General features: G+C 67.3%; 26 protein-coding genes. 14 read left to right on the top strand and 12 right to left on the bottom strand.

From position 1 onward, the window contains the following. Positions 1–61 precede the first annotated feature (61 nt). From AB0876_RS18310 to AB0876_RS18285, 6 genes are all read left to right on the top strand, one after another. The gene (locus tag AB0876_RS18310; RefSeq protein ID WP_491837878.1) at positions 62–1,840 is read left to right on the top strand and encodes a thiamine pyrophosphate-binding protein; all 1,779 of its coding nucleotides are present in this window, start codon (positions 62–64) and stop codon (positions 1,838–1,840) included. Then, positions 1,821–2,501, top strand: coding sequence for an SRPBCC family protein (locus tag AB0876_RS18305; protein WP_491837879.1), 681 nt, complete (start codon positions 1,821–1,823; stop codon positions 2,499–2,501). The genes AB0876_RS18310 and AB0876_RS18305 overlap by 20 nt, the downstream gene beginning before the upstream one ends. 9 nt (positions 2,502–2,510) lie before the next feature. Further along, positions 2,511–3,548: a 3-oxoacyl-ACP synthase III family protein gene (locus AB0876_RS18300; RefSeq protein WP_491837880.1), complete on the top strand. Its 1,038-nt coding sequence runs from the start codon at positions 2,511–2,513 to the stop codon at positions 3,546–3,548. Next, positions 3,548–4,579: a pyridoxal phosphate-dependent aminotransferase gene (locus AB0876_RS18295; RefSeq protein WP_526042564.1), complete on the top strand. Its 1,032-nt coding sequence runs from the start codon at positions 3,548–3,550 to the stop codon at positions 4,577–4,579. Before AB0876_RS18300 ends, AB0876_RS18295 begins: the two co-directional genes overlap by 1 nt. A 69-nt stretch (positions 4,580–4,648) precedes the next feature. Beyond that, positions 4,649–5,152: a MarR family winged helix-turn-helix transcriptional regulator gene (locus tag AB0876_RS18290; RefSeq protein WP_491837882.1), complete on the top strand. Its 504-nt coding sequence runs from the start codon at positions 4,649–4,651 to the stop codon at positions 5,150–5,152. Positions 5,153–5,205: 53 nt separating this feature from the next. Continuing rightward, entirely contained in the window at positions 5,206–5,643 is a 438-nt protein-coding gene (locus AB0876_RS18285) for a hypothetical protein (RefSeq protein WP_491837883.1), read from the top strand. 6 nt (positions 5,644–5,649) lie between these two features. On the opposite strand, the gene AB0876_RS18280 is transcribed toward AB0876_RS18285, so the two are convergent. Continuing rightward, entirely contained in the window at positions 5,650–6,039 is a 390-nt protein-coding gene (locus tag AB0876_RS18280) for a nitroreductase family deazaflavin-dependent oxidoreductase (RefSeq protein ID WP_491837884.1), read from the bottom strand. 85 nt (positions 6,040–6,124) lie between these two features. Here AB0876_RS18280 and AB0876_RS18275 point away from each other — a divergent pair, with 85 nt between their 5' ends. Beyond that, on the top strand, positions 6,125–6,706 hold the full coding sequence (locus AB0876_RS18275; RefSeq protein WP_491837885.1) for a TetR/AcrR family transcriptional regulator: 582 nt from the start codon (positions 6,125–6,127) through the stop codon (positions 6,704–6,706). Positions 6,707–6,714: 8 nt separating this feature from the next. On the opposite strand, the gene AB0876_RS18270 is transcribed toward AB0876_RS18275, so the two are convergent. Beyond that, positions 6,715–7,893, bottom strand: coding sequence for a GAF domain-containing sensor histidine kinase (locus AB0876_RS18270; RefSeq protein WP_491839269.1), 1,179 nt, complete (start codon positions 7,891–7,893; stop codon positions 6,715–6,717). Between the two features lie 44 nt (positions 7,894–7,937). Further along, positions 7,938–8,600: a response regulator gene (locus tag AB0876_RS18265; protein WP_491837886.1), complete on the bottom strand. Its 663-nt coding sequence runs from the start codon at positions 8,598–8,600 to the stop codon at positions 7,938–7,940. Positions 8,601–8,704: 104 nt separating this feature from the next. On the opposite strand from AB0876_RS18265, the gene AB0876_RS18260 reads away from it, so the two are divergent. Next, positions 8,705–9,502 carry an HAD family hydrolase gene (locus tag AB0876_RS18260; protein WP_526042563.1) on the top strand — a complete coding sequence of 266 codons (798 nt, stop codon included), beginning with the start codon at positions 8,705–8,707 and terminating at the stop codon, positions 9,500–9,502. A 12-nt stretch (positions 9,503–9,514) separates the two neighbouring features. Here AB0876_RS18260 and mmsB read toward each other — a convergent pair whose 3' ends face one another. The 3 genes from mmsB to AB0876_RS18245 are packed head-to-tail and all read right to left on the bottom strand — an operon-like array spanning position 9,515 to position 13,094. Further along, a complete protein-coding gene (gene mmsB, locus AB0876_RS18255) occupies positions 9,515–10,387 on the bottom strand; it encodes a 3-hydroxyisobutyrate dehydrogenase (RefSeq protein ID WP_526042562.1) in 873 nt (290 codons plus the stop codon). A gap of 9 nt (positions 10,388–10,396) precedes the next feature. Beyond that, the gene (locus tag AB0876_RS18250; RefSeq protein ID WP_526042770.1) at positions 10,397–11,542 is read right to left on the bottom strand and encodes an acyl-CoA dehydrogenase family protein; all 1,146 of its coding nucleotides are present in this window, start codon (positions 11,540–11,542) and stop codon (positions 10,397–10,399) included. A 31-nt stretch (positions 11,543–11,573) separates the two neighbouring features. Then, positions 11,574–13,094, bottom strand: coding sequence for a CoA-acylating methylmalonate-semialdehyde dehydrogenase (locus AB0876_RS18245; protein WP_491837889.1), 1,521 nt, complete (start codon positions 13,092–13,094; stop codon positions 11,574–11,576). A 160-nt stretch (positions 13,095–13,254) separates the two neighbouring features. On the opposite strand from AB0876_RS18245, the gene AB0876_RS18240 reads away from it, so the two are divergent. Continuing rightward, positions 13,255–14,757, top strand: coding sequence for an FAD-dependent oxidoreductase (locus tag AB0876_RS18240; protein ID WP_526042561.1), 1,503 nt, complete (start codon positions 13,255–13,257; stop codon positions 14,755–14,757). Continuing rightward, a complete protein-coding gene (locus AB0876_RS18235) occupies positions 14,754–15,356 on the top strand; it encodes a TetR/AcrR family transcriptional regulator (RefSeq protein WP_491837891.1) in 603 nt (200 codons plus the stop codon). Before AB0876_RS18240 ends, AB0876_RS18235 begins: the two co-directional genes overlap by 4 nt. On the opposite strand, the gene AB0876_RS18230 is transcribed toward AB0876_RS18235, so the two are convergent. Beyond that, positions 15,335–15,793 carry a GbsR/MarR family transcriptional regulator gene (locus AB0876_RS18230; RefSeq protein WP_491839271.1) on the bottom strand — a complete coding sequence of 153 codons (459 nt, stop codon included), beginning with the start codon at positions 15,791–15,793 and terminating at the stop codon, positions 15,335–15,337. The two genes, AB0876_RS18235 and AB0876_RS18230, sit on opposite strands and share 22 nt — an antisense overlap. Positions 15,794–15,931: 138 nt before the next feature. On the opposite strand from AB0876_RS18230, the gene AB0876_RS18225 reads away from it, so the two are divergent. Genes AB0876_RS18225 through AB0876_RS18215 form a run of 3 tightly spaced genes read left to right on the top strand, consistent with a single transcriptional unit; the run spans position 15,932 to position 18,269 of the window. Further along, positions 15,932–16,804, top strand: coding sequence for an ATP-binding cassette domain-containing protein (locus tag AB0876_RS18225; RefSeq protein ID WP_526042560.1), 873 nt, complete (start codon positions 15,932–15,934; stop codon positions 16,802–16,804). Further along, positions 16,801–17,514 (top strand): fluoroquinolone export ABC transporter permease subunit, encoded by a 714-nt coding sequence (locus AB0876_RS18220; RefSeq protein WP_491837893.1) that lies wholly within the window; start codon positions 16,801–16,803, stop codon positions 17,512–17,514. Before AB0876_RS18225 ends, AB0876_RS18220 begins: the two co-directional genes overlap by 4 nt. Beyond that, positions 17,511–18,269 carry an Rv2686c family ABC transporter permease subunit gene (locus tag AB0876_RS18215; protein WP_526042559.1) on the top strand — a complete coding sequence of 253 codons (759 nt, stop codon included), beginning with the start codon at positions 17,511–17,513 and terminating at the stop codon, positions 18,267–18,269. The genes AB0876_RS18220 and AB0876_RS18215 overlap by 4 nt, the downstream gene beginning before the upstream one ends. A gap of 91 nt (positions 18,270–18,360) precedes the next feature. Here the strand turns inward: AB0876_RS18215 and AB0876_RS18210 are convergent, their stop codons facing one another. Beyond that, a complete protein-coding gene (locus tag AB0876_RS18210) occupies positions 18,361–19,230 on the bottom strand; it encodes an EamA family transporter (protein WP_526042558.1) in 870 nt (289 codons plus the stop codon). Beyond that, entirely contained in the window at positions 19,227–19,838 is a 612-nt protein-coding gene (locus AB0876_RS18205) for a TetR/AcrR family transcriptional regulator (RefSeq protein WP_491837896.1), read from the bottom strand. Before AB0876_RS18205 ends, AB0876_RS18210 begins: the two co-directional genes overlap by 4 nt. A gap of 107 nt (positions 19,839–19,945) precedes the next feature. On the opposite strand from AB0876_RS18205, the gene AB0876_RS18200 reads away from it, so the two are divergent. Further along, positions 19,946–21,064, top strand: coding sequence for a DmpA family aminopeptidase (locus AB0876_RS18200; protein WP_491837897.1), 1,119 nt, complete (start codon positions 19,946–19,948; stop codon positions 21,062–21,064). Here AB0876_RS18200 and AB0876_RS18195 read toward each other — a convergent pair. From AB0876_RS18195 to rfbB, 3 genes are all read right to left on the bottom strand, one after another. Next, positions 21,058–21,405, bottom strand: coding sequence for a hypothetical protein (locus tag AB0876_RS18195; RefSeq protein WP_491837898.1), 348 nt, complete (start codon positions 21,403–21,405; stop codon positions 21,058–21,060). The genes AB0876_RS18200 and AB0876_RS18195 overlap by 7 nt on opposite strands. Positions 21,406–21,503: 98 nt before the next feature. After that, positions 21,504–22,106, bottom strand: a complete 603-nt coding sequence (locus tag AB0876_RS18190; protein WP_491837899.1) for a dTDP-4-dehydrorhamnose 3,5-epimerase family protein — start codon at positions 22,104–22,106, stop codon at positions 21,504–21,506. After that, the gene (gene rfbB, locus AB0876_RS18185) at positions 22,103–23,098 is read right to left on the bottom strand and encodes a dTDP-glucose 4,6-dehydratase (protein ID WP_491837900.1); all 996 of its coding nucleotides are present in this window, start codon (positions 23,096–23,098) and stop codon (positions 22,103–22,105) included. The genes AB0876_RS18190 and rfbB overlap by 4 nt, the downstream gene beginning before the upstream one ends. Positions 23,099–23,124: the final 26 nt, after the last annotated feature.

Here is a 23,124-nt window from a genome sequence, read left to right as displayed (position 1 = left end):
CACGGTGAACCGCCGCCGCCCACGGGTCGTGTCACTGGCAGAGCACGGAAGTAGGTGACACATGGTCAAGGCGCACAGGGTGGTGGACCACATCGTCGGGTCCCTGGCGGCAAATGGGATCTCGCACCTCTTCGGTGTGGACGGCGCCAACATCGAGGACCTCTACGATGCGGCGTACTTTCGGGACGACATCACCGCGGTGCTGGCCAAACACGAATTCTCCGCTGCCACAATGGCGGACGGCTACAGCCGCAGCGGCGCCGGGATCGGCGTGGTGGCGGCGACGTCCGGTGGCGGTTGCCTCAACACCGTGCCCGGCCTCGGTGAGTCCCTGGCCAGCCGGGTTCCGGTGCTGGCCCTGATCGGGCAGGCACCGACAACGCTCGACGGCCGCGGGGCCTTCCAGGACACCAGTGGCGACAACGGGAGCCTGGACGCGTACGCCCTGTTCTCGGCGGTCTCGGTGTACTGCCGCAGGGTGCTGACACCCGGCGACATTCTCACGGCGCTGCCCGAGGCGCTGGCAGCCGCCCGAACCGGCGGACCCGCGGTCCTGTTGCTGCCCAAGGACGTTCAGCAGGCCGAGGTGGCAGGGGTGGACGGAAGCCGCGTCAACGGGCGAGCCAACGGGAGCGTCCACCCGGCCGGGGCGGGCATCCACTTCGGCGATCCGCAGGTGCTCGAAGAGGCGTTGCGCCGGGCCGACGGGCCGATCACGATCATCGCCGGCGAGCAGGTGGCCCGCGACGACGCCCGCGCCGAACTCGAACGACTTCGGGCCACACTGCGTGCCCGGGTGGCCACGGTGCCCGATGCCAAAGACGTGGCCGGCACCCCGGGACTCGGCTCGTCCTCCGCGCTGGGGGTAGCCGGTGTGATGGGGCACCCCGGGGTACCTGCCGCCGCAGGTCAGAGTGCATTGTGCCTGCTGGTGGGAACCCGCATGACGGTGACGGCGCGGGCCGGTCTCGACAGCGTGCTGGGTTCGGTACCGACCTACTCGATCGGCGCCCAGGTGCCCTATCCGTCGTGCACCCATGTCCACTCGGGCGACCTGCGGGAATCGTTGACACAGCTGGCCCGCGCGTTGTCCGGGGCGGGCCGTCCGACCCAGGTCCGGGTGCCCGACCACCTGCCGCGCACCGAACTGCGCCCACCGGACCACCACGGTCCCGGTATCCGGTACCGCGACGCGATGGCCGTGCTCGACGCAGACCTGGCCGACGGCACCGATATCGTCGTCGACGCCGGCAACGTGGGGGCCTCGGCCATCCACTACTTGCCCGCCCGCCGTGACGGCCGCTTCATGGTGGCGCTGGGCATGGGCGGCATGGGCTACAGCTTCGGAGCCGGGATCGGGATGACGTTTCACCGCGCCGCTGATGCAGCCACCACCGGCACCGCAAGGCGCACCGTCGTGATCGCCGGTGACGGCTCATTCTTCATGCACGGCATGGAGATTCACACCGCGATGCAGTACCGGCTGCCGATCACCTTCGTGCTGTTCGACAACCACGCGCACGCCATGTGCGTCACCCGTGAGCAGCTGTTCTATGAGGACCGCTACTCGTACAACAGGTTCGGCCCGAGCCGGCTCGGTGCCGGGCTGGCCGCGATGTTCCCCGGCCTGCCCGCCTACGACGTCGCCGACGTCGGCCAACTGCCCCGGGCGTTGGGTATGGCACTGGACACCGACGGTCCGTCGGTACTCAGCATCGAATGTTCAGCCGACGAAATCCCGCCGTTCGCAGCATTTCTCGCCGCCGACAGTGCCCATTCCAATCCAGACGACCCTTCCAATCCAGAGGAGAACAGGACCCATGTCACTGCCCGCGCTTGAAGACATCACGGTCCATCGGGGTACCCCCACCCCGCTGGACGGCCTCATCCGGATCGAGACCTCGCCCAAGGAGCAGGCCACCCCGATCATCATGGACATGATGCGGTCGGTCTACCCGCACGACCAGGTGTTCGGTCAATACTGCACGGTCAACGACTTCATCGAGTGCCCACCCGACGAGTTGTTCGACTACCTGTCCGACACCCGCTGCCTGGAGGAGTGGACCTACAGCCTGCGTGGTTTCACCCCGACCGAGGAGCCCGGGCTGTGGCTGGCCCACGACCGGCTCGGCGCCGGGCCGTCGGGGCCAGGCAGTGAGATCTACACCCGCACGGTGGCCCACCGCGACGCGCTGACCGTCGACTACCACTGCGCCTGGGATCAGGGAAAGCACCTGTGGATGATCTACCTGATGCGCATCGTCGACGCGCAGGTGGTCTTCGACAAGCCGGGTTCGGTTGTGCTGTGGACGAATTGCCATCATCCGTTCTACGACGAGAACCCCTACCCGGAGACCGCACCCCCGGCCCGCCCGGTGTGGGTGGGGGATTTCTGGGACATGTTCGGCCCCGGACACCTACTGGAACTGCGAAACCTCAAGGCAATCGCCGAATACCGGCACCGCAACGGCCTGTCGGTCACCCCGGCCTGGATGAAGTGAGGTCCAGCCATGACTGCGCAGACACCCGTCAGCCTCATCGATGTATCTACCTACCTGCCCGGTGACCCGGTCAGTGCCGACTACTACGCCGGGTTCGCCGAAACCGACGAGTTGGCCGAGAACGTGATGTTCCGAGCCCCGCGGTTCCGTCATCACGTCGGGCCCGACGAAACCGCGATCGACATGGTCGAGCGGGCTGCCGCCGGATTGATCGAGCGGCACGGTGCAGATGCCATCACCGGGGCCGACGTCTTGATCACTCACACCCAACTGCCCGACATGCCATTCTATGGTGGCGGCGGCGGCATGGCCCATCGGCTGGGCATGAAGCCCAACTGGGTGATCGACCTGCACAACGGCGGCTGTGCCGCGTTCGTGCTGGCGCTCAAAGTGGCGCGCACCCTGCTGCGTTCGGGTGAGGGCCGGACCGCGGTGATCGCGATCGCCCAGAACTCGGCGGGCCAGGTGTTCGACCAGGAGACCATCCGGAGCAAGGCGCAGGCGGCGGTTCCCGGCGATGGGGCCGCGGTCGGGTTGGTGACGCTGTCCGACCGGTCACCCATCCTCGACGTCGAATGCCGCACCTACGGGGAGTACGCGGGCGACATGACCGTCGTCATGGACCCGCCGCGCAAATGGTGGCAGGCCGGCCCGGGGGAGGCTTGCATCGGGTTTACCGAGAGCAAGATCACCAAGGTGCTGGCACGGGGCAACCGACAGGTGCCCGAGGTGTCCTATACGGTCTGCGACCGAATCGGGGTGCAGCCCAAGGATATCGACCTGCTCGTGACCAACCAGCCCAATCGCGTGTTCCTGCGGAACTGGCGCGACGCGCTGGAGCTGCCCGAATCGAGACACGTCGATACTTTTGATGATTGCGGAAACCTGTTCGCCGCAGGCATTCCGGTCAACTTCGACCGGGCCGTCACCGGCGGTCGGGTGAAGGCCGGCGACACCGTGCTGATGGCCGCCTTCGCTCACGCCGGTGACTTCGCCGGCGCCGCGGCCGTGCGCTGGGGCGGTCGCGGCGACTCTGGGAACGCGTGATGGTGGCTCCCCGCTCGGCACTGCTCGACGCTGTCGGGGCGCTGCCGCAGGCGGTCAACCCGCTGGCACTGTCGCTCAACGAATGCCCTTTTCCGCCGTTGCCCGCAGTGCGTTCGGCATTGCGGGCGTGCGATGAGGCCGCCAACCGGTATCCGGAGTTCCTGCCGCAGCGGTTGCGCTCGCTGATCGCCCGCCATGACGGGATAGCCGAGGAGCAGGTGATCGTCGGAGCCGGCGCGACCGGGGTCATCATGCAGGTGCTGCATGCGGTGACCAGCCCCGGCGACACCATGGTGATGGCGACTCCCACCTTCGACGGCTATCCGATCTTCGCGCAGATGGCACGGCTGCGGACGGTGACCGTTCCACTCGACGAACACGGACGGCACGACCTCGACGCGCTGGCCGAGGCCGCCGGGCGGGCCAGGGTGGTGGCGGTGTGCCGGCCGCACAACCCGACCGGCACGATCGAACCGGCCGACGAGATCGAGCGCTTCCTGACCCGGCTGCCCTTGGACACCGTCGTCCTGTTGGACGAGGCGTATGTGGAGTTCCTGGCCGCCGAGCACCGCATCGACGGACCGAGCCTGGTTGCCCGGTTCGGCAATGTCGTGGTGGTGCGCACCTTTTCGAAGGCCTACGGTTTGGCCGGGCTTCGGATCGGCTATGGGTTCTGCGCACCGGATCTCGCCCGCGACCTGTGGCGGATGCAGTTGCCGTTCGGGATCGGGATCAGTGCCCAGGTGGCGGTCGCGGCGTCCTATTCTGCGGAAAATCAACTGCGTCAACGTATCCGGATGATCGCCGCGGAACGGCGTTATCTGCAGATGCGGTTGCGGGCGCTCGGCGTCTACAGCACCGACGGGCAGGCCAACTTCCTGTTCCTGCCGGGCCGGCCGACGTCGTGGCCGGAGGTGTTCGACGGCAGCGGACTGCAATTGCGTCACTACGCCGACGGCGGGGTGCGGATCACCGTGGGATCCCGGCAGTCCACCCGGGCGGTGCTGAGCGCGGTGACCGCCGCGAGTTGAGGACCGGCCGGCCGGACCCGATGCCTGCAGAATGCGCGGTACCCGCCGGGCGATGCGGTAAGAAGAGGCGTGACCTCGCCACCAGACAAGCGTGACCCGATCGCGCAGGCCCGCGCCAACTGGGAGGCGGCCGGTTGGGGCGAGGTGGCCGGCGGGATGGTCGCGGTGACCTCGGTGATGCGGGCCCACCAGATCCTGCTGGCCCGGGTGGAGACCGCGCTGCGGCCATACGATCTGAGCTTCTCCCGGTTCGAACTGCTGCGTCTCCTGGCTTTCAGCCGGTCCGGCGCGCTACCGATCACGAAGGCCTCCGATCGCCTTCAGGTGCACGTCACCAGCGTCACGCACGCGATCCGGCGCCTGGAAGCCAACGGTCTGGTGGAACGGGTCCCGCACCCGACCGATGGGCGCACCACGCTGGTGCGCCTCACCGAACTCGGGCGGTCGACGGTCGAGGACGCCACGGTGACCTTGAACGAGCAGGTGTTCGCCGATGTCGGGATGTCGGACGAGCAGTCACGTGCGCTGGTCACATCGATCGAGACCCTGCGCCGACACTCCGGTGATTTCTGAGTCGGCTTTGTGGCTACCCCCACTAGCGTTGAACGCAGTGGAGGGGAGTGCCGATGGACGCCAAGCGGGTGGGTGCGGCGCTCGGCGCCGTCGCTGTCGTACTGATGGCGGCCTGTAGTACCACGACCTCCGGGACGGCCACCGCCCCCGATGACGTCACGCCGTTCACGGCGACATCGAAGGCGCCCAAGCGAACTCTCACTCAGGTCCCCAGACCGACCGCCGGTTCGCCGCGCGGTTCGGCGGGGTTGCCGCCGGAAGCGTTCGCCGAGGTCCGCGCCGCCGGCATCCGGGGTTCTGACAACGCCATCGGTGATCAGCTGATGATGGCCTGCATCATGGCCGGCGGCAGCTTCAACAAGACCAAGCAGGATGTCGTCAACGTGCTGACCCAGATGGGTAGCAAGCTGCCGCCGGACGCGCTCATGACGATCGTGAACGTGGCGCTCAAATACGAGTGCCCCGAACTTGCCGGGAAACTCGGCGGCTAGTTGACATCACAGCTGGTCCGCGAACCGGAGGCTGAGGAACTCCGGGGCCTTGATCACCCGGCGCAGCATGAAGCGGATGAACGCGGGCATGTCCGTGGCTTTGTCGTCGTGGTACACCTCGGGCGCGGTCAGCCGGTAGATATGACGTCGCGCCTCCAACTCGCACCCGCCGGCGGCCAGCACATTGCGTACCCAGTCCGCCTGGGAGCCGTAGGTCAGCGCGATGACATAGCCGTGCTGTCGGCGGAACGCCCACAGCGGCGTCCGGAAGGTGCGGCCGGACTTGCGCCCCCGGTGGATGACAACGGCCCACCCCGGCGCCCATGGCGCGATGAACTGGGTGAGCTTGTTGAGGCCGATCTTGTTGGCATGGGCGACCCATCGCGGAGCGGGCATCTGATAACTCCTCAATTGTGGAATTAATGATCCGAGCGTAATCCTGGCCCGACCAAGAAGTCAACGACTGTAGAATTTCGGAATTATGCCGCCACGTGGACGCCGACCGGGACAGCCCGGAACCCGTGACGAGCTGGTGGCCACCGCCCGACGGATGTTCGCCGAGGGCGGCTACGACAAGACCTCACTACGCGACATCGCGGCGGCCGCACAGGTCGATCCGGCCCTGATCCGGCATTACTTCGGCAGCAAGGCCGACCTGTTCCGGGCCACCGTCGGCTGGCCGTTCGACCCCGAAAAGTTCAGCGGACGCATCCTCGACGACGGCCCCGACCGTCTCGCCGAACGTCTGACCGAGGCCTTCTTCGGACTCTGGGAGCACCCCGACACCCGCTCGCCCCTGTTGGCGATCCTGCGCGGCGCGGCCACCCACGAGGAATCGGCAGCCCTGGTCCGTCAGTTCATCGAGCAGCGGCTCTACCCGCAGATCGCCACCGCCCTGAGCGGTGCCGACGCGGAACTACGGGTTGATCTGGCCATGGGCCAGCTGCTGGGCATCGCCTATCTGCGCCACATCCTGCGCATCGAGCCGATCGCGTCGCAACCGACCGAGGAGCTGATCGCCCGCGCCGTGCCCGCGGTGCGGGCGCACCTTCAGGAGAGCTGATTCGGTCGCTACTCGATCACCGAAGGCAGCGGGATGGCTGCGGTCACCGTCGTACCCGCGCCCGGCCTCGACCGGATGTGCAGCCGGCCGCCGACGATCTCGGCCCGCTCGGCCATCGACAACAACCCGTAGCCGCCCATCTCGTCACTGCCCAGCGGATGCTCGAAGGTATCGAATCCTTTTCCGTCGTCGACGATTTCGAGCCGGGCCACCCCGTCGTCGACCGAGAAGGTGAGCCGGGCCCGGTCCGCCTCGGCGTGTTTGACCACGTTCTGCAGGCATTCCTGGGCGATGCGGTACAACGCCAGCTCGATATGGTCGGGCACCCGGGTCTCGGCGAGGTCGACGTCGATGGGGATTCGCGGGATCGAGCGGGCCAGGCTGGCCAGCCCGCCCGACAGGCCGAGATCGTCGAGTACCGGCGGACGCAGCCCGCTGATCGCGGCCCTGGCCTCCTGCAGTGTCAGCGCGACCAGTTCGCGGGCCGCCGCCAGCTGTTCGGCCACCGTCTCGGGGTCGACCGCGCGGGCCGCGGCGTCGAGCCGGTACGACAGCGTCACCAACCGCTGCGAGATGCCGTCGTGAATATCGCCGGCCAGCCGGCGCCGCTCGAGTTCCTGCGCCTCGATCACCTGCTCGACGAAATTCTCGTGTGCGCGCTCGCGCGCCACCAGCTGTCGGTGCAGCCGGGCCTGGTGCAACGCGCCGGCGATGAGCCGGCCGATCACCAACAGCAATTCCACGTCGCGCGGGGTGAACTCACGGCGGTCGACGGTGTGCACGTTCAGCACTCCGACCAGCCCACCCGGACCGGTCTCCATCGGGACCGACACCATCGAGGTGAAGTCACGCCCACGCAGCGATTCGAAGGGCATGTAGCGCGGATCGGACTCCTTGTCGTGGCTGATCACCACGGGCTGCCGGTGGCTGGCCACCCACCCCGAGATGCCCTGCCCGAGCGGCAGCCGGATCTTGCCGATCTCGGCATCGAACGGTGGCGTGGCCCCGGCCAGCGTCAGGGCGCGCTCGGAATCGTCGAGAACGTGCACGAAGCAGACATCGGTGGCGGTCGACGCGGTGATCATCCGGGCCGCCGCGGCGGCTAGCGGCTCCACTCCAGGACCGCTCGATGCGGCCCGGATGAGCTCGCGCAGCAGCGCCAGTTCTCCCTCGGCGGTCAGCTCGATGGGGCCCGGTTCGGAGGTCGCGTCGCGTCCCGGCTTCTCCGTACTCACTGGTAGATGCCCTCTCGCAGTGCAGTGGCCACCGCGCCCGCCCGGTCGCTGACCCCGAGCTTGCGGTAGATGGAGCGCAGGTGGGTCTTCACGGTTTCCTCGCCGATCACCAGCTTGTTGGCGACCCCGCGGTTGGACAGCCCCGCGACCACGAAGGACAGGATCTCGCTCTCGCGCTGGGTCAGTCCCTGCCGGACACCGGGCCAGAACTCGTCGCGTTGCAGGCGGGCCGCGGTACCCGCCGCCCGTGCCGCCATCCCCGGATCGATCGCCGTCTGCCCGCTGTGGGCGAATTCGATCTGACGGACCAGCTCGTCACTGCTGATGCTCTTGAGCAGATACCCCGACGCACCCACCCGCAGCGCCTGGAACAGGTATTGCTCATCGTCGTAGACCGACAGCATGACCACCTTGCGGTCCGGATCGCGCTCGCGCAGCACCCGGCACAGATCCAGCCCGCTGGAACCCTCCATGCGGACGTCGCACAACACGATGTCGGGGTCCAGCGTCTCGATGACGCTCAGCGCCCGCTCCGCGCCGACGGCCTGACCGACCACCTCGACCCGGTCGTTGAACGCAGCAAGCATGGCCTTGAGACCCTCGATGACCATTTCGTGGTCGTCGACCAGCACAAGGCGCACTGGATTGGAGGGCGCCATGGCATCACCCTAAGGGTGGTACCGCAGTCGGTAGATCAACTTGACCGGCCCAATCCCCCGTAGGGGGGACGCGCGACCGATGTGACGTGGGCCACTCTCATGGGGTGTCGTCAACACAAGAGAAGTCATGGCGGGCCGGGCGGTTCTGGTGGGACTGTTCGCAGCCTGATCCGAGTGCCCATCCACTGCGTGCGGTGATCCTGGACCTCGATGCGTTGTCGGATCTGGACGTCGACGGACATCGCGTCGTCTTCAACGCCGCCTTCGCCGCGCACGGTCTGCCCATTCAATGGGGTGTCGCGCGTTACCAGCAGCTTCTCGCGCTGCACGACGAGCGCCAGCGGGTCACCGCCGAGCTGCGCAAGCGGTGCGTTGGCCCGGACTGCGACGTGCTCACCGAAGTCCTCGCCGACGAGATCTGCATGACCAAGGACATGATGTTCGACGAGATGATCCTCGACGCCGGCCTGACGCCGCGGCCGGGTCTGGAGGATCTGATGAACGACGCGTTCCTGGCCGGGCTGCCGGTCGGGGTGGTGGCCGCAGGCCGTCGGCGCTGGGCCGAACCCCTGGTGCGCCAGCTCGTCGGGGATGGCCTGGTGGAAACCGTCGTCACCACCGATGACGTGAGTGAACCCGGCGCCGAGCTGTACCGGCATGCGCTGGACGAGCTGGGTGTGGCAGGCCACGACGCATTGGCCATGGTCGGCTCGGCCGCGGGCCTGCGGTCGGCCAACGCCGCGGGGATGGCGGGCGTGGTGATCGACCCCGACGCCGGAGCGGTTTCACCCGGCGCGGTTGCGGTGCGGCCGGACTTCGCCGGCCCCGATGCACTGCGGCTACCGGCCTGCCAGCGCCTGCACACCCAGTGGTGGGTTCAGCGCAGCCCGACTGCTGCATAGGTTTCCGCGCCGTCAGCTGCGGAGCGTCTCGATCACGGCGCTGAAGTCCTTGTCGGCGTGCGACTCCGCGAACTTCGCGTAGATCTCAGCCGCATGCGTGCCCAGCGGGGCCGATGAGCCCGTGGATTGCACGGCGGCCATCGCCAGCCCCAGATCCTTGTTCATCAGCGCGGTCGCGAACCCCGGCTTGAAATCATTGTTGGCCGGGGAGGTCGGAACCGGCCCGGGCACTGGGCAATTCGTGTGAACGGCCCAGCAGTTGCCGGTTGCACCGGTGATCACGTCGAACAGTGCCTGTTTGTCCAGACCGAGCTTTTCGGCGAGGACGAATGCCTCGCCGACAGCGATCTGCTGCACCGCCAGCACCATGTTGTTGCACACCTTGGCGGCCTGGCCGGCGCCGGCGGCGCCGCAGTGGATGATCTTGCCCGCCATGGGTTCCAGCACAGGCCGCGCGGCGTCGACTGCTTCATCGGTACCGCCGACCATGAACGCCAGCGTCCCTGCCACCGCGCCCTTGACGCCGCCGGAGACCGGGGCGTCGAGCTGGGCGAAGCCGTGCTCGAGGGCCACCTTGTGCACCTCGCGGGCGTCGTCGACGGAGATCGTGGAGCTGTCGATGAACAAGGCCCCGTCGGCAGCCGCGGGCAGCACCTCGGCGTAGCAGCTCTTCACCAATGCGCCGTTGGGCAGCATGGTGATCACCACGTCAGCACCGCTGACTGCCTCGGCGCCGGTGGCGAACACGTTGACGCCGTTGGTCTTTGCCGCCTCCTGCGCGGCGGGCACCGGGTCGAAACCGCGCACGGTGTGCCCGGCGGTTACCAGGTTGGCGGCCATCGGCCCGCCCATGTTGCCCAGCCCCAAGAACGCGATCGTGCTCACGTACGTCTCCTATGCAGAGTTGCGGGCGCGGCTCGATTCCGAGCGACCGATGACCACGCGCATGATTTCGTTGGTGCCCTCAAGGATGCGGTGCACCCGCAGATCCCGGACGATTTTCTCCAGACCGTACTCACGCAGATAGCCGTAGCCGCCGTGCAGCTGCAGCGCCTGATCGGCCACCTCATAGCAGGTGTCGGTGACGTACCGCTTGGCCATCGCACACAACGTGACCTTGTCGGGGTGGTTGGCATCCAGCGCGGATGCCGCCCGCCACAACATGTTTCGGGACGTCTCCAATCCGGTGGCCATGTCGGCGAGGGTGAACCGGATGGTCGGCTCGTCGAGCAGGGCCCCGCCGAACGCCTGGCGGTCGGCCAGGTAGCTCAGCGTCTTGTCGTAGGCGGCCTGCGCGCCGCCCAGCGAGCAGGCCGCGATGTTGATCCGACCGCCGTTCAGACCGTTCATCGCGATCCCGAACCCGGTGCCCTCGGTGCCGCCCAGGAGGGCGTCGGCCGGAACCCGCACCCCTTCGAAGATCACCTGGGCGGTGGGCTGGGCGTTCCAGCCCATCTTCTGCTCCTGCGCGCCGAAACTCAGCCCCGCCGCGTCCTTTTCGACGACGAACGCGGAGATGCCCTTCGGTCCGTCCGCTCCCGTCCGGGCCATCACCACGTACACGTCGGAGCTGCCTGCGCCGGAGATGAACTGCTTGACCCCGTCGAGCACCCAGTCGTCGCCGTCGCGCACCGCCCTGGTTCGCAATGCCGCCGCGTCCGAACCGGCGCCCGGTTCGGTCAGGCAGTAGCTGGCGATGGCTTCCATCGACGCCAGCCTGGGCACCCAGGTCTTGCGTTGGTCCTCGGTGCCGAAGCTGTCGACCATCCACGCACACATGTTGTGGATGGACAGGAATGCCGCCAGGGTGGGGTCGGCGACCGCGAGCTGCTCGAAGATGCGTACCGCATCCAGGCGGCGCAGCCCGCTGCCGCCGGCGTCCTCGCCGCAGTAGATGGCGCCCATGCCGAGTTCGGCCGCCTCGCGCAATACGTCAGTCGGGAAGTGATGGGTCTCATCCCATTCCAACGCGTATGGCGCGATGCGCTTTTCGGCGAACGCGGCCGCCGTGTCGGTGATGACACGGTCGTCCTCGCTCAGGCTGTACGGGTCGTTCAGATTCACGGGTTAGCTACTTCATGGTCGGGATGACGAACTCGGCGCCATCCTTGATGCCCGACGGCCACCGCTCGGTGACGGTCTTGGTCTTGGTGTAGAACAGGATCGAATGCGGCCCGTGCTGGTTGAGATCGCCGAAACCGGACCGCTTCCAGCCGCCGAAGGTGTGGTAGGCCACCGGCACCGGGATCGGCACGTTGACGCCGACCATGCCGACCTGCACGCGGGAGACGAAGTCGCGGGCGGCATCGCCGTCGCGGGTGAAGATCGCCACGCCGTTGCCGTACTCGTGCTCCGACGGCAGTTTCAGCGCCTCTTCGTAGTCATGCGCCCGGACGATGCACAGCACCGGGCCGAAGATCTCGTCGGTGTAGATCGACATGTCGGTGGTGACGTTGTCGAACAGGGTGGGGCCGATGAAGTAGCCCTTCTCCAGGCTGGCGTCGCCGAAAGTCAGCTCGCTGCTTGCCCGTTCGCGGCCGTCCACCACGAGCTCGGCGCCGGCGTCGACGCCCTGGCCGATGTAGTCGCGCACCCGCTCCAACGCGGCGCCCGTGACCAGTGGCCCGTAGTCGGCCTTGGGGTCGAGGCTGTGACCGACCCGCAGCTGGTTGACCCGCTCGACGAGCCGGTTGCGGAGGCGGTTCGCGGTCTCTTCACCGACCGGTACCGCGACACTGATGGCCATGCAACGCTCGCCCGCACTGCCGTAGCCGGCGCCGATCAACGCGTCGACGGCCTGGTCCAGATCGGCGTCGGGCATCACGATCATGTGGTTCTTGGCGCCGCCGAAGCACTGGGCCCGCTTGCCGTGCGCGGCCGCGCCCGAGTAGATGTACTGCGCGATGTCGGAGCTGCCGACGAAGCCGACAGCCTTGATGTCCGGGTGCTCCAGGATCGCGTCGACGGCTTCCTTGTCGCCCTGCACCACCTGGAACACGCCGGCGGGCAGGCCAGCCTCGATGAACAGCTCGGCCAGCCGCAGCGGGACCGAGGGATCACGCTCGGAAGGCTTGAGTACGAACGCGTTTCCGCATGCCAGCGCCGGGCCGGCCTTCCACAGCGGGATCATCGCGGGGAAGTTGAACGGGGTGATGCCCGCGACGACGCCGAGGGGCTGGCGGATCGAGTACACGTCGATGCCGGTGCCCGCGCCCTCGGTGAACTCGCCCTTGAGCAGGTGGGGGATGCCGACCGAGAACTCGATGACCTCAAGCCCGCGCTGGATGTCGCCGTGTGAGTCGGCGACGGTCTTGCCGTGCTCCAGGGACAGCATCTCGGCCAACTCATCCGCGTGCTGGTGCACCAGTTCGATGAACTTCATCAGCACCCGGGCGCGGCGCTGCGGGTTGTAGGCGGCCCATTCCTTCTGGGCCTCGACGGCACCGGCGACGGCGGCGTCGACATCGGCGGCCGAGGCCAGCACCACCTGTGCCTGCACCTCGCCGGTGCTGGGGTTGAGCACATCGGCGGTACGGGTCGACCCGGCGGTGGAGCGCTGGCCGTTGATGAAGTGGGGGATCTGTGTAGTCATGACATTCCGTCCAGGATTGTGCGCAGTGGTGGCAACTCGGGGCTCACCCGAGATACTTGCATATCCTAGTAATTGGCCAGAGGCTTTGGCAAGAGGTTCGACAGCAGCCGTTTTGCAATGATCCGTTTCTTTACGGCACCGTATCGTTAATATATTCGCCATGACCGCCACCGATCCCGAAGTCGTCGTGGTCGGAGCCGGGCCGACCGGCCTGACCCTGGCCTGTTCGCTGCGCCTGCATGGTCTTTCGGTGCGCGTCGTGGACCGCGCGCCGAGTCCGGCGACGACGTCACGCGCCAATTTCCTGCACGCCCGCGGCTCGGAGGTGTTGGGCCGGATCGGTGCCCTGGGCACCCTGCCGGACGAGTCGTTGCGGGCCATGCGCATCACCAACTACCTGGGCGACCGGCCGGTGATGACCCTGGAGTTCGGCGATCCCGGCATGCGGACGGCCGCCCCGCCCATGGTGGTGTCGCAGGCCAAGATCGAGGCAGCGCTGCGGGCTCGACTGGCTCAGCTCGGCGTGGAACCGGAGTGGGGTCGGGCGGTCGTGGGCGTGCGTCAGGACGGTGCCACCGCGGTGGCGGAACTGGGTGACGGTGACGAGATCCGCGCCCAGTGGGTCGTCGGGTGTGACGGCACCGCTGGGGTGACCAGGCAGCAGGCGGGCATCGGCTTTCCCGGCGTCAAACTCTCTGAACGTTTCCTGCTGGCCGATGTGCACCTGGACTGGGATGTGGACCGCAGCGGCACGAGTGGCTGGATCCATCCCGACGGAATCCTCGGCGCGATGCCGATGCCGGACCCGGGCGGTCGTGACGATCTCTGGCGCTTGTTCGTCTACGACCCGACTTCGGGTCAAAAGCCGAGCGACAGCGAGATTCTGGCGCGGGTCAAACAGGTTCTGCCGCAGCGGACCGGGCGCAACGTCACCGTCGGAGACGCCGAATGGCTGTCGGTGTTCACCGTGCACCGCAGGCTCGCCGACCGATACCGGAACGGGCGCATACTCATCGCCGGGGACGCCGCGCATGCCCACGCGCCGTTCGGCGGGCAGGGCATGCTGACCGGTATCGGCGACGCCGAGAATCTGGCATTCAAACTCGCCCTGGTGGTACGAAAGTTGGCCTCCGACAAACTGATCGACACGTATGAGGCCGAGCGCAGGCCCCTGGCCACCGAGGTGCTCCGCGGCACCAGCGCGGTGACGCGGGTCAACGTCGCCAGTAATCCGCTCGGCCGCTTCGTGCGCGACCACGTGGCGACCCGGCTCTTCGGTCTTCCGTTCATCCAGCGGTGGACGACGTACACCGCGTCGCAGCTGTGGGTGAGCTATCGCAAAGGCCCGCTCGGCGGTCGTGGCCACAAACCGCGACCAGGGGATCGCATTGCCGACCGGCGGTGCACGCGCGCGGACGGCGCCGCCACCCAGTTGCACAGTGAACTCGGCGGGCAGTGGGCCTTGCTGCTCCCCGGCGGCGCTTCCGTCGGCATCGAATCGGCACGGCGGCTCGGCGAGTTCGTCGTGGTGCTTCGGCACGATGGCTCAGAGGCCATGCTGATCAGGCCCGACGCCCACCTCGCCTGGCGGGGGAGCCCTGCCGACGGTGCGGGCCTCGACCGTTGGCTGGCAACAGCTTTGAGCTCAGGGTCGGCGCGATGACCATGCCGATCGGCCGGGGCCGGCCACGCGACGCGGGGGCTGATCGCGCGATCCTGCAGGCGGCGCTCGACCTCTTCATCGAGCGCGGTGTCGAAGGTTCCAGCATCGAGCAGATCGCCAAGCGCGCCGGCGTCGGCAAGCCGACCATCTACCGGCGGTGGTCGGCCAAGGAAGAGTTGATCGCCGCGGCCATGGAGACATTGGTCGCCGAAGAGGTGGGCTGGGCCTCACCGGGGGAGATCGATGTCGAGTCGCCCTACGAACTCGTCGAGGCGGCCATCGAAAGCGCCGCCGTCACGACGACCACGCCGCATTACCGCGCGCTGGTGGCCCGAGTCCTCGGGTCGGCGGTCAGTCATCCTGCACTCATGGCGGGGTACTGGGACCGCTACATCGCGCCGCGCCGGAAGGTCGCCGCTCGCTTACTTGAGCGCGCACGCGAGTGCGGAACTGTGGCTGCCGACACCGATTTCGACGTGGCGATCGACATGATGGTCGGTGCGATCACCTACCGCGTGCTGCAACCCGACCCTCCCGATGCCGAGGAGATGCGCCGCTATCTGCGGGCTGTCTACCGTCAGGTCGGCTTGCTTCCCTGATCGTTCTGCTGCTGCCAGCGGTCAAGGACAGCGGGAAGTTCGGCCATCAGGAATGTATAGAAATCGCGCATCTGAGTCAGTCGGTGGTGGGCCGGGCTGGAGCGGTCGGCGGCGGCGATCCCGGTGTCCGCGGCGGCCTGCATTGCTGCGATCGTCTCGTTCTGGCTGGTGAACAGAACCGCCCACGCGTCGTCGCGTAAGCGGAAGTGCTCGCGCCGGCTAGCCGGGGCGGGAACCCGCTCGGCCAGGCCGACGGACGTGAGCATCTTGAGCGAACCCGAGATCGCCCCGGCGCTGGCCTGCAGGGTCTCGGCCAATTCGGCCATCGTGACGCTGGGTTGTTCGCTGAACAGCAGGGTGGCGAGCACGCGCGCGGTCATCTTTTGCATGCCGTGACTGCTGAGCACCAAGGCGAGTTGTTCAGCTGACTGCTGCAGGTCCGTGGACTTTGGCACCGCGAATCCTCCTCGCCAAGAAAAGTCTTCAATAATTACTGAAAGTTTAGTACAGTCATGTCCGGTGTTCCGGGAAGTCTGGTCGGAGATGTAATTTTCGTCTGCGCGGAAAGGGCACTGATGCACACAGTGGCCGATGTCATCGACGTTCGGGGCTTGACTTTCACCTATCCCAAAGCAACTGAGCCGGCTGTACGCGGCATGGACTTCAGCGTCGCGCCGGGGGAGATCTTCGGGTTTCTGGGGCCCAGCGGCGCCGGGAAATCCACCACCCAGAAGCTGCTCATCGGGCTGCTGCGCGGGCATGGCGGCCAGGCCACGGTGTGGGGCCGGGATCCGCTGGACTGGGGGCCGGACTATTACCAGCGCGTGGGTGTGTCCTTCGAACTGCCCAACCACTATCACAAGCTCACCGGGCTGGAGAACCTGCGATTCTTCGGTGCCCTCTATGACGGGCCGACGGCGGATCCGATGGAACTACTGGAGGCGGTCGGCCTCGGTGACGCCGCCAACACCCGGGTCAGCAAGTACTCCAAGGGAATGCAGATGCGGCTGACGTTCGCGCGGTCCCTGATCAACAACCCCGAGCTGCTGTTCCTCGACGAGCCCACCTCGGGGCTCGATCCCGTCACCGCGCGCAAGGTCAAGGACATCATCCTCGACCTCAAAGCACGGGGTCGCACGATCTTCCTCACCACACACGACATGTCCACGGCCGATGAACTGTGCGACCGGGTGGCGTTCGTCGTCGACGGCGCCATCGTCGCGCTCGACACCCCGGCCGAACTGAAGATCGCCCGCAGCCAACGCCGGGTCCGGGTGCAGTACCGCACTTCCGGCGGACTTGCCACCGCCGAGTACGGGATGGACGGTCTGGCCGACGATCCGGAATTCCATGCGATTCTGCGTGATCACCACGTCGAGACGATCCACAGCCGCGAAGCCAGTCTCAACGACGTCTTCGTCGAGGTCACCGGGCGGCGGCTGTCATGACCCGGTTGCTCACCGCGATCCGGCTGGAACTGACGGTGGCCAACCGGCAGAAGTTCCTCCACGCGGGCGTGTTCTCCGGCCTCATCTGGTTGGCGGTGCTGTTGCCGATGCCGCGCGACCTGCGTCCGGTCATGGAGCCCTATGTGCTCGCCGGTGACATCGCGATCATCGGATTCTTCTTCATCGGCGGCTCGGTGTTCTTCGAGAAGCAGGAACGCACGCTCGGCGCGATCATCTCCACCCCATTGCGCTTCTGGGAGTATCTGACAGCCAAACTATCTGTGTTGCTCGCGATCTCGTTGTTCGTGGCGATCGTGGTGTCAACCATCGCCGACGGATTCGACTACCGTCCGGTGCCGCTGGTCCTCGGAGTTGTCCTCGGCACGCTGCTGATGCTGCTGGTCGGGTTCATCACGTCGCTGCCGTTCGCCTCGGTCACCGACTGGTTTCTGGCGGCCACCATCCCGCTGGCGCTCATGCTGGTGCCGCCGCTGATCTACTACTCGGGGCTCTGGCCCAACCCCGTGCTGTACGTCGCGCCCACCCAGGGGCCGGTGCTGCTCCTGGGCGCGGCGTTCGACCAGGTGGCGTTGACGAACTGGCAGATCTTCTATTCGGTGCTGTATCCCGTGCTGTCGCTCGTGGTCCTGTGGCGGACCGCTCACATACTGTTCGGCCGCTACGTCGTCGAAAGGTCGGGTGTGCTGTGACCGCGATATCGAGTTCCGCGACGGGCCGGGCCGTGGCCGCATTCGGGCGCAACGATATTCGTGGCACCTACCGAGATCCGCTGCTGGTGATGGTGGTGCTCGCGCCCGTGATCTGGACTTCGCTGGTGGCGATCCTGACGCCCAAGGTCACCGAGATGCTGGCGCAGCGTTACGGCTTCGACCTCGTGCCGTACTACCCGTTGGTGCTGACCGCGTTTCTTCTGTTGACCAGCATCATCATCGCCGGAGGCCTGGGCGCTTTCCTGATGCTCGACGAGGTCGACGCCGGCACGATAGCCGCACTGCGGGTGACGCCGGTGCCGATGGCGACGTTCTTCGGGTACCGCGCGGGCACGGTCATGGTGGTCACCACCGTCTACGTGATCGCGACACTGTCGTTCAGCGGCCTCCTGGAGCCGGGGTTGACCGGGGCGCTCGTCCCGATCGGGTTGGTCGCCGGCTTGTCGGCCGTCGTGACGCTGCTTCTCATTGTCACCATGGCCGGCAACAAGATTCAGGGCATTGCGATGCTGCGTGCACTGGGCATGCTGATCGCCGGGCTGCCGTGCCTGCCCTGGTTCATCGACTCGCCGTGGAACCTGGCCTTCGGTGTGCTGCCGCCGTACTGGGCGGCCAAGGCGTTCTGGGTCGCCAGTGCACACGGCACCGGGTGGCCATATCTGCTGGGCGGCGTGGCATACAACGGGGCAGTTGCCTGGTTGTTGTTCCGGCGATTTCTCGCCGAGAACCGCTGACACCTTCCCGCGCGAGCAGACGCGTAGGTACCCGAAAAGTGATGCAGCAGGGTGCTTTCACGTCTGCTCGCGCTCGAAAATCGAGCCGCTCTCAACCGAGCGGTTCGACCGGGCCCGCGTGTGCCGACCGCACCGCGCCGATGCTGGCGACCGTCACCAGGGCGACGCCCAGGTAGCCGAGCACCCCGATCTGCTGACCGAGCACCACCAGGCCGGCGAGCGCCGCGGTGACCGGCGACAGACACGTCAGCACCGCGAACGTCGCAGGTGGAAGACGGCGCAGAGAGATCAACTCGAGCGAGTACGGGATCACCGATGACAGCACGCCGACCGCGGCGCCAACCCCGAGCACGCGCCAGTCCAGTGCGTCCAGGTGGACCGAGGCGACTGCGAACGGGGCGACGACGAGTGCGCCCATGGCGGTGGCAAGGGCCAGGCCGTCGACGCGACGGAACTCCGCGGCGGTACGAGCCGACGCCAGGATGTAGCCGGCCCAGGCCACCCCCGCGACGGCCGCGAACCCGAATCCGGTCGCTTCGAAATGCCCGCCGCCCCCGTGCGGCAGGCCCAGCGCTGCGACGCCGGCGAAGGCCAGCAACGCCCACAGCCAGGCGGCCCGGCTCTTGCCGGTCACCACCGAAAGGATCAGTGGGCCAAGGGCTTCGATGGTCACCGCGACACCCAGTGGGATCCGTGCGATGGCCAGATAGAAGCAGAAGTTCATCGCGCCGAGCGTCGCGGCCAGCGCGAGCGCCGCACCCCAGGCCTGTCGCGTCAGACCCCGCACGGTCGGGCGTACCGCCGCGCACAGGATCACACCGGCCACCGCGAAGCGGGCGAACAACGCTCCAGCGGTGCCGACCGCGGCGAAGAGTCCGACCGCGAACGCCGCCCCCACCTCCTGGCTGACCGCGGCGATCACCACCAGCAGCGCAGCCCCGAGCGGGGCACGCGTGGTCACGCCGTCACCGGAAGCCGAGCTCCAGTCGCCAGTTCGGCATAGCCGCGCATCAGCCGCAGCGCGGTCGCGCGGTCGAGGTCAGGATCCCGCGCCACGATCCGGTACCCGAGATAGTCCTCCATCGACATGAGGGTCATCGCGATGTCGCGGGTGGGCGAGGCAAGTGTGAAAATGCCTGCGGCGGAGCCTGTTTCGAGTATCTGGGCGTACAGGTCCACCTGTCGGTGGTAGATGTGCTGGATGTCGCGCCGTTGGTCGAGCACGAACCCGGCGGCCAGAACCGCCCGCCAGATTGCCCGCCACTCGGCGTCCTCCGGTCCGGAGGGCAGACCGGCGGCGATCATGAACGCGATCTGATCTCGCACATCCTCGGTGCGTTCCACCACCGCGAGCCGGTCGTCGTAGAACTTGCGGTCGGAGCGCTGCGCGAGCGCCGACAACAATTGGTCCATCTCGCGGAAGTAGTAGCGCACGGCATTGGGGGTCAGGTTGAGCTCAGCTGCCACATCGGCGATCCGCACGGTGTTCAGATCGTTGCGCTCGATCAGTGCGATCGCGGCGTCGAGGATCTCCTCGCGTCGTTGCGCTTGTCGATTCGGCCGTCCCACAGGTCACATCCTTACCGGTTTTCGCCGATCAGGTTGCATCGAGCGGCGCCCACGGCCATTATTTGCCAATCTTGAAAACAATTTCGTCACTAGCTTCCGGGGAACGCATGTCTGACTGCTCCTCGCGTCCGCGCGCCCGCGACATCGGCGTCGTGATCGGTGAACACCCGACGGGTCCGAACAACGCCATCACCGACGTGGCCGGAGTGTCCGTCGGGCATCACACCGTCCAGCGGTCGGGTCCCAACCCGGTGAACACGGGCGTCACCGTCGTGGTCCCGCACCCGGAGATCTTCACCGAGCCGGTCTTCGCCGGAGCCCACCGACTCAACGGCAACGGCGAGCTCACCGGCCTGGAATGGATCCGCGAATCCGGCGAGCTCACCACGCCCATCGCGCTGACCAACACCCACAGCGTCGGTGTCGTCCGCGACGCACTGGTCACGGCGCAGGTGCAAGCCCGCGGCGATGGGCTGTACTGGTCCCTGCCGGTGGTCGGGGAGACCTACGACGGGCTGCTGAACGACTGCAACGGCCACCACGTCCAGGCCGAGCACGTGTTCGCCGCACTCGCCGATGCCTCGGACGGGCCGGTCGGTGAAGGCAATGTCGGTGGCGGGACCGGGATGATCTGCCACGGCTTCAAAGGCGGTATCGGCACCGCATCGCGGGTCACCGACACCGTGGGCGGGCAGTACACCGTCGGCGTACTGGTGCAGGCGAATCACGGTCGGCGGGAACGGCTTCGGGTAAACGGTGTGCCGGTCGGAGAGATGGTGGGGCCCGAACTGGTGCCGACGCCGGATCTGCCGATACCGTATCCGGCCGGATCCGGCTCGATCATCGTCGTCGTCGCCACCGATGCGCCGATGCTGCCGCATCAATGCACCAGGCTCGCCCAACGCTCCGCCTTGGCGATCGGCCGGGTGGGCGGAACAGGTGAGCAGTACAGCGGCGACATGATGCTGGCGTTCTCGACCGGCAACCGGGGAATCCCGCCCTACGGATGGGACGAGAACCCTGACGCCAACCGGCCCGAAATCGGGGTGCGCATGGTGGCGCCGCAGCTGATGACCCGGTTGTTCGACCTGGCGATCGAAGCCACGGAGGAGGCCATCGTCAACGCGTTGGTGGCCGCCGAGACCATGACCGGCCGGGGCGGTTTGACAGCCCATGCCCTCGACCACAACCTGCTGCACTCCGCGCTGGTGCTGGAAGGTCACTGACCCAGGTCTGCGGGTCCGCACGGCCGGGGGAGGAACAGCGACCAGCACATGTTCGGAGGCTGCCACGGGTATGGCGGCGGCGGGTTGTCGCCTTCCCACACCGTAGACGAGACGTTGCCCTGACCGGCGTTGACGTAGTGGTAGCTGTGGCAGACGTTCCAATCCCAGTTCGGCCTGGCGTCCGCAGGCGTGTTGAACCCACCGCCGTAACCGCCCGGCTCGTCGCCGGGGCACCACTGGTACGGGCCGCCGGCCTGGGCGGTGGCCGCGCTCACCAGTCCGGTCAGGGCCAGGCCGCCAGACACGAGCATCGTCGTCGCGAACTGCGAAGCTCGGTTCATGGTGGTCTCGTTTCGTCGCGCACGTCATCGCTGATGCGTTGACAGCGCCATCGTCGCCCCGACCGGCCGAGGAGTATGCAGTAGCGGACTACCTCAATTCAGCCCTGGACGCGGACGCGTAGCTCATCCACGAAGGCGCGGGCCTCGTCCCACGTCGGCAGCAGACCGGCTGCATGCACCTGCTCAAGCGTCGGAGCCGCGGCGTCGCGTTCCGACAGCACCGGCTCGTCGACCGGCCAGTCGATCCCCAGGTCGGTGGCCAGAATGGTGTGCTCCCGTTCCGGGCTGTACGGCGCCGAACACAGGTACATCACCGTCGAGGAATCCTCCATCGACAGGAACGCGTGGCCGAGGCCCTCCGACAGGTAGACCGAACGCCGGTTGTGCTCGTCGAGCAGCACCGAATCCCAGCGCCCGAACGTCGGGGACCCCGCCCGCACGTCGACCACCACGTCGAGCACCGCGCCCCGCACACACGTCACGTACTTGGCCTGACTGGGCGGCAGCTCGGAAAAATGCACCCCGCGCAACACCCCGGCCGCCGACACCGAGCAGTTGGCCTGCCGCAGATCGAAACGGTGCCCGGTCATCTCGGCGAACCCGGCCTCGGTGAACCACTCGAAGAACAGCCCGCGTGCATCGCCGTGCAGTTTCGGGGTGATTTCCCAGGCGCCGGGGATGGTCAGCTCGCGCGCGGTCACTGGCCGCGCTCCGAGTAGGCCTTTTCTACAGCATTTTTTAAAGGGCGCCACCAGGATTCGTTGTTGCGATACCAGTCGATGGTGTCTGCGAGTCCCTCTTCGAAATCGGTGTGCTTGGGCGCCCAGCCCAGCTCGTCGTGCAGCGTCGACGGGTCGATGGCGTAGCGCAGGTCGTGGCCCTCCCGATCGGTCACATGGTCGAAGTCGTCGGGATCACGGCCCATCAAGCGCAGCAGCGTGCGCATCACCGTGAGGTTGTTGCGCTCGCACTCCGCCCCGATCAGGTACGTCTGCCCGACGCGGCCGTCGGTCAGGATCTGCCAGACCGCGCGGTTGTGGTCGTCGACGTGGATCCAGTCGCGCACGTTGGCGCCGGTGCCGTAGAGCTTCGGGCGCCTGCCGGTGAGGACGTTGGTGATCTGGCGTGGGATGAACTTCTCCACATGCTGATAGGGCCCGTAGTTGTTGGAGCAGTTCGAGATCGTCGCCCGCACGCGATACGACCGCACCCAGGCCCGCACCAGCAGATCGGCGGCGGCCTTGGTCGACGAGTACGGGCTCGACGGGTTGTACGGCGTGGCTTCGGTGAAGCGCGCCGGATCGTCGAGCTCGAGATCGCCGTACACCTCGTCGGTGGAGATGTGGTGTAACCGGACGCCGTGGGCCCGGACCGCCTCCAACACCGTGAACGTGCCGACGACGTTGCTGTGCAGGAACGGTTGCGGATTCGCCAGGGCATTGTCGACGTGCGTTTCCGCGGCGAAGTGCACGACGGCGTCGGCCTCGGCCACCAACTGGTTCACCAGGGCCGCGTCGGCGATATCACCCTGCACCAACCGAACCTGATCGGCGACCGGCGCCAGGGCCTCCCGGCTGCCCGCATAGGTCATGGCATCGAGCACCGTCACCGACGTGGTCAGCGCCTCGCCGACAGCGAGGCGCACGAAGTTCGCGCCGATGAACCCGGCGCCGCCGGTGACCAGTAGCCGCATGCGCCAACCCTATCGGGCGGTGCCGT

The sequence above is a fragment of the Mycobacterium sp. NPDC049093 genome, from assembly GCF_040704635.1.
Classification (GTDB): domain Bacteria; phylum Actinomycetota; class Actinomycetes; order Mycobacteriales; family Mycobacteriaceae; genus Mycobacterium.
This window is presented reverse-complemented; position numbering and strand designations above follow the sequence as displayed.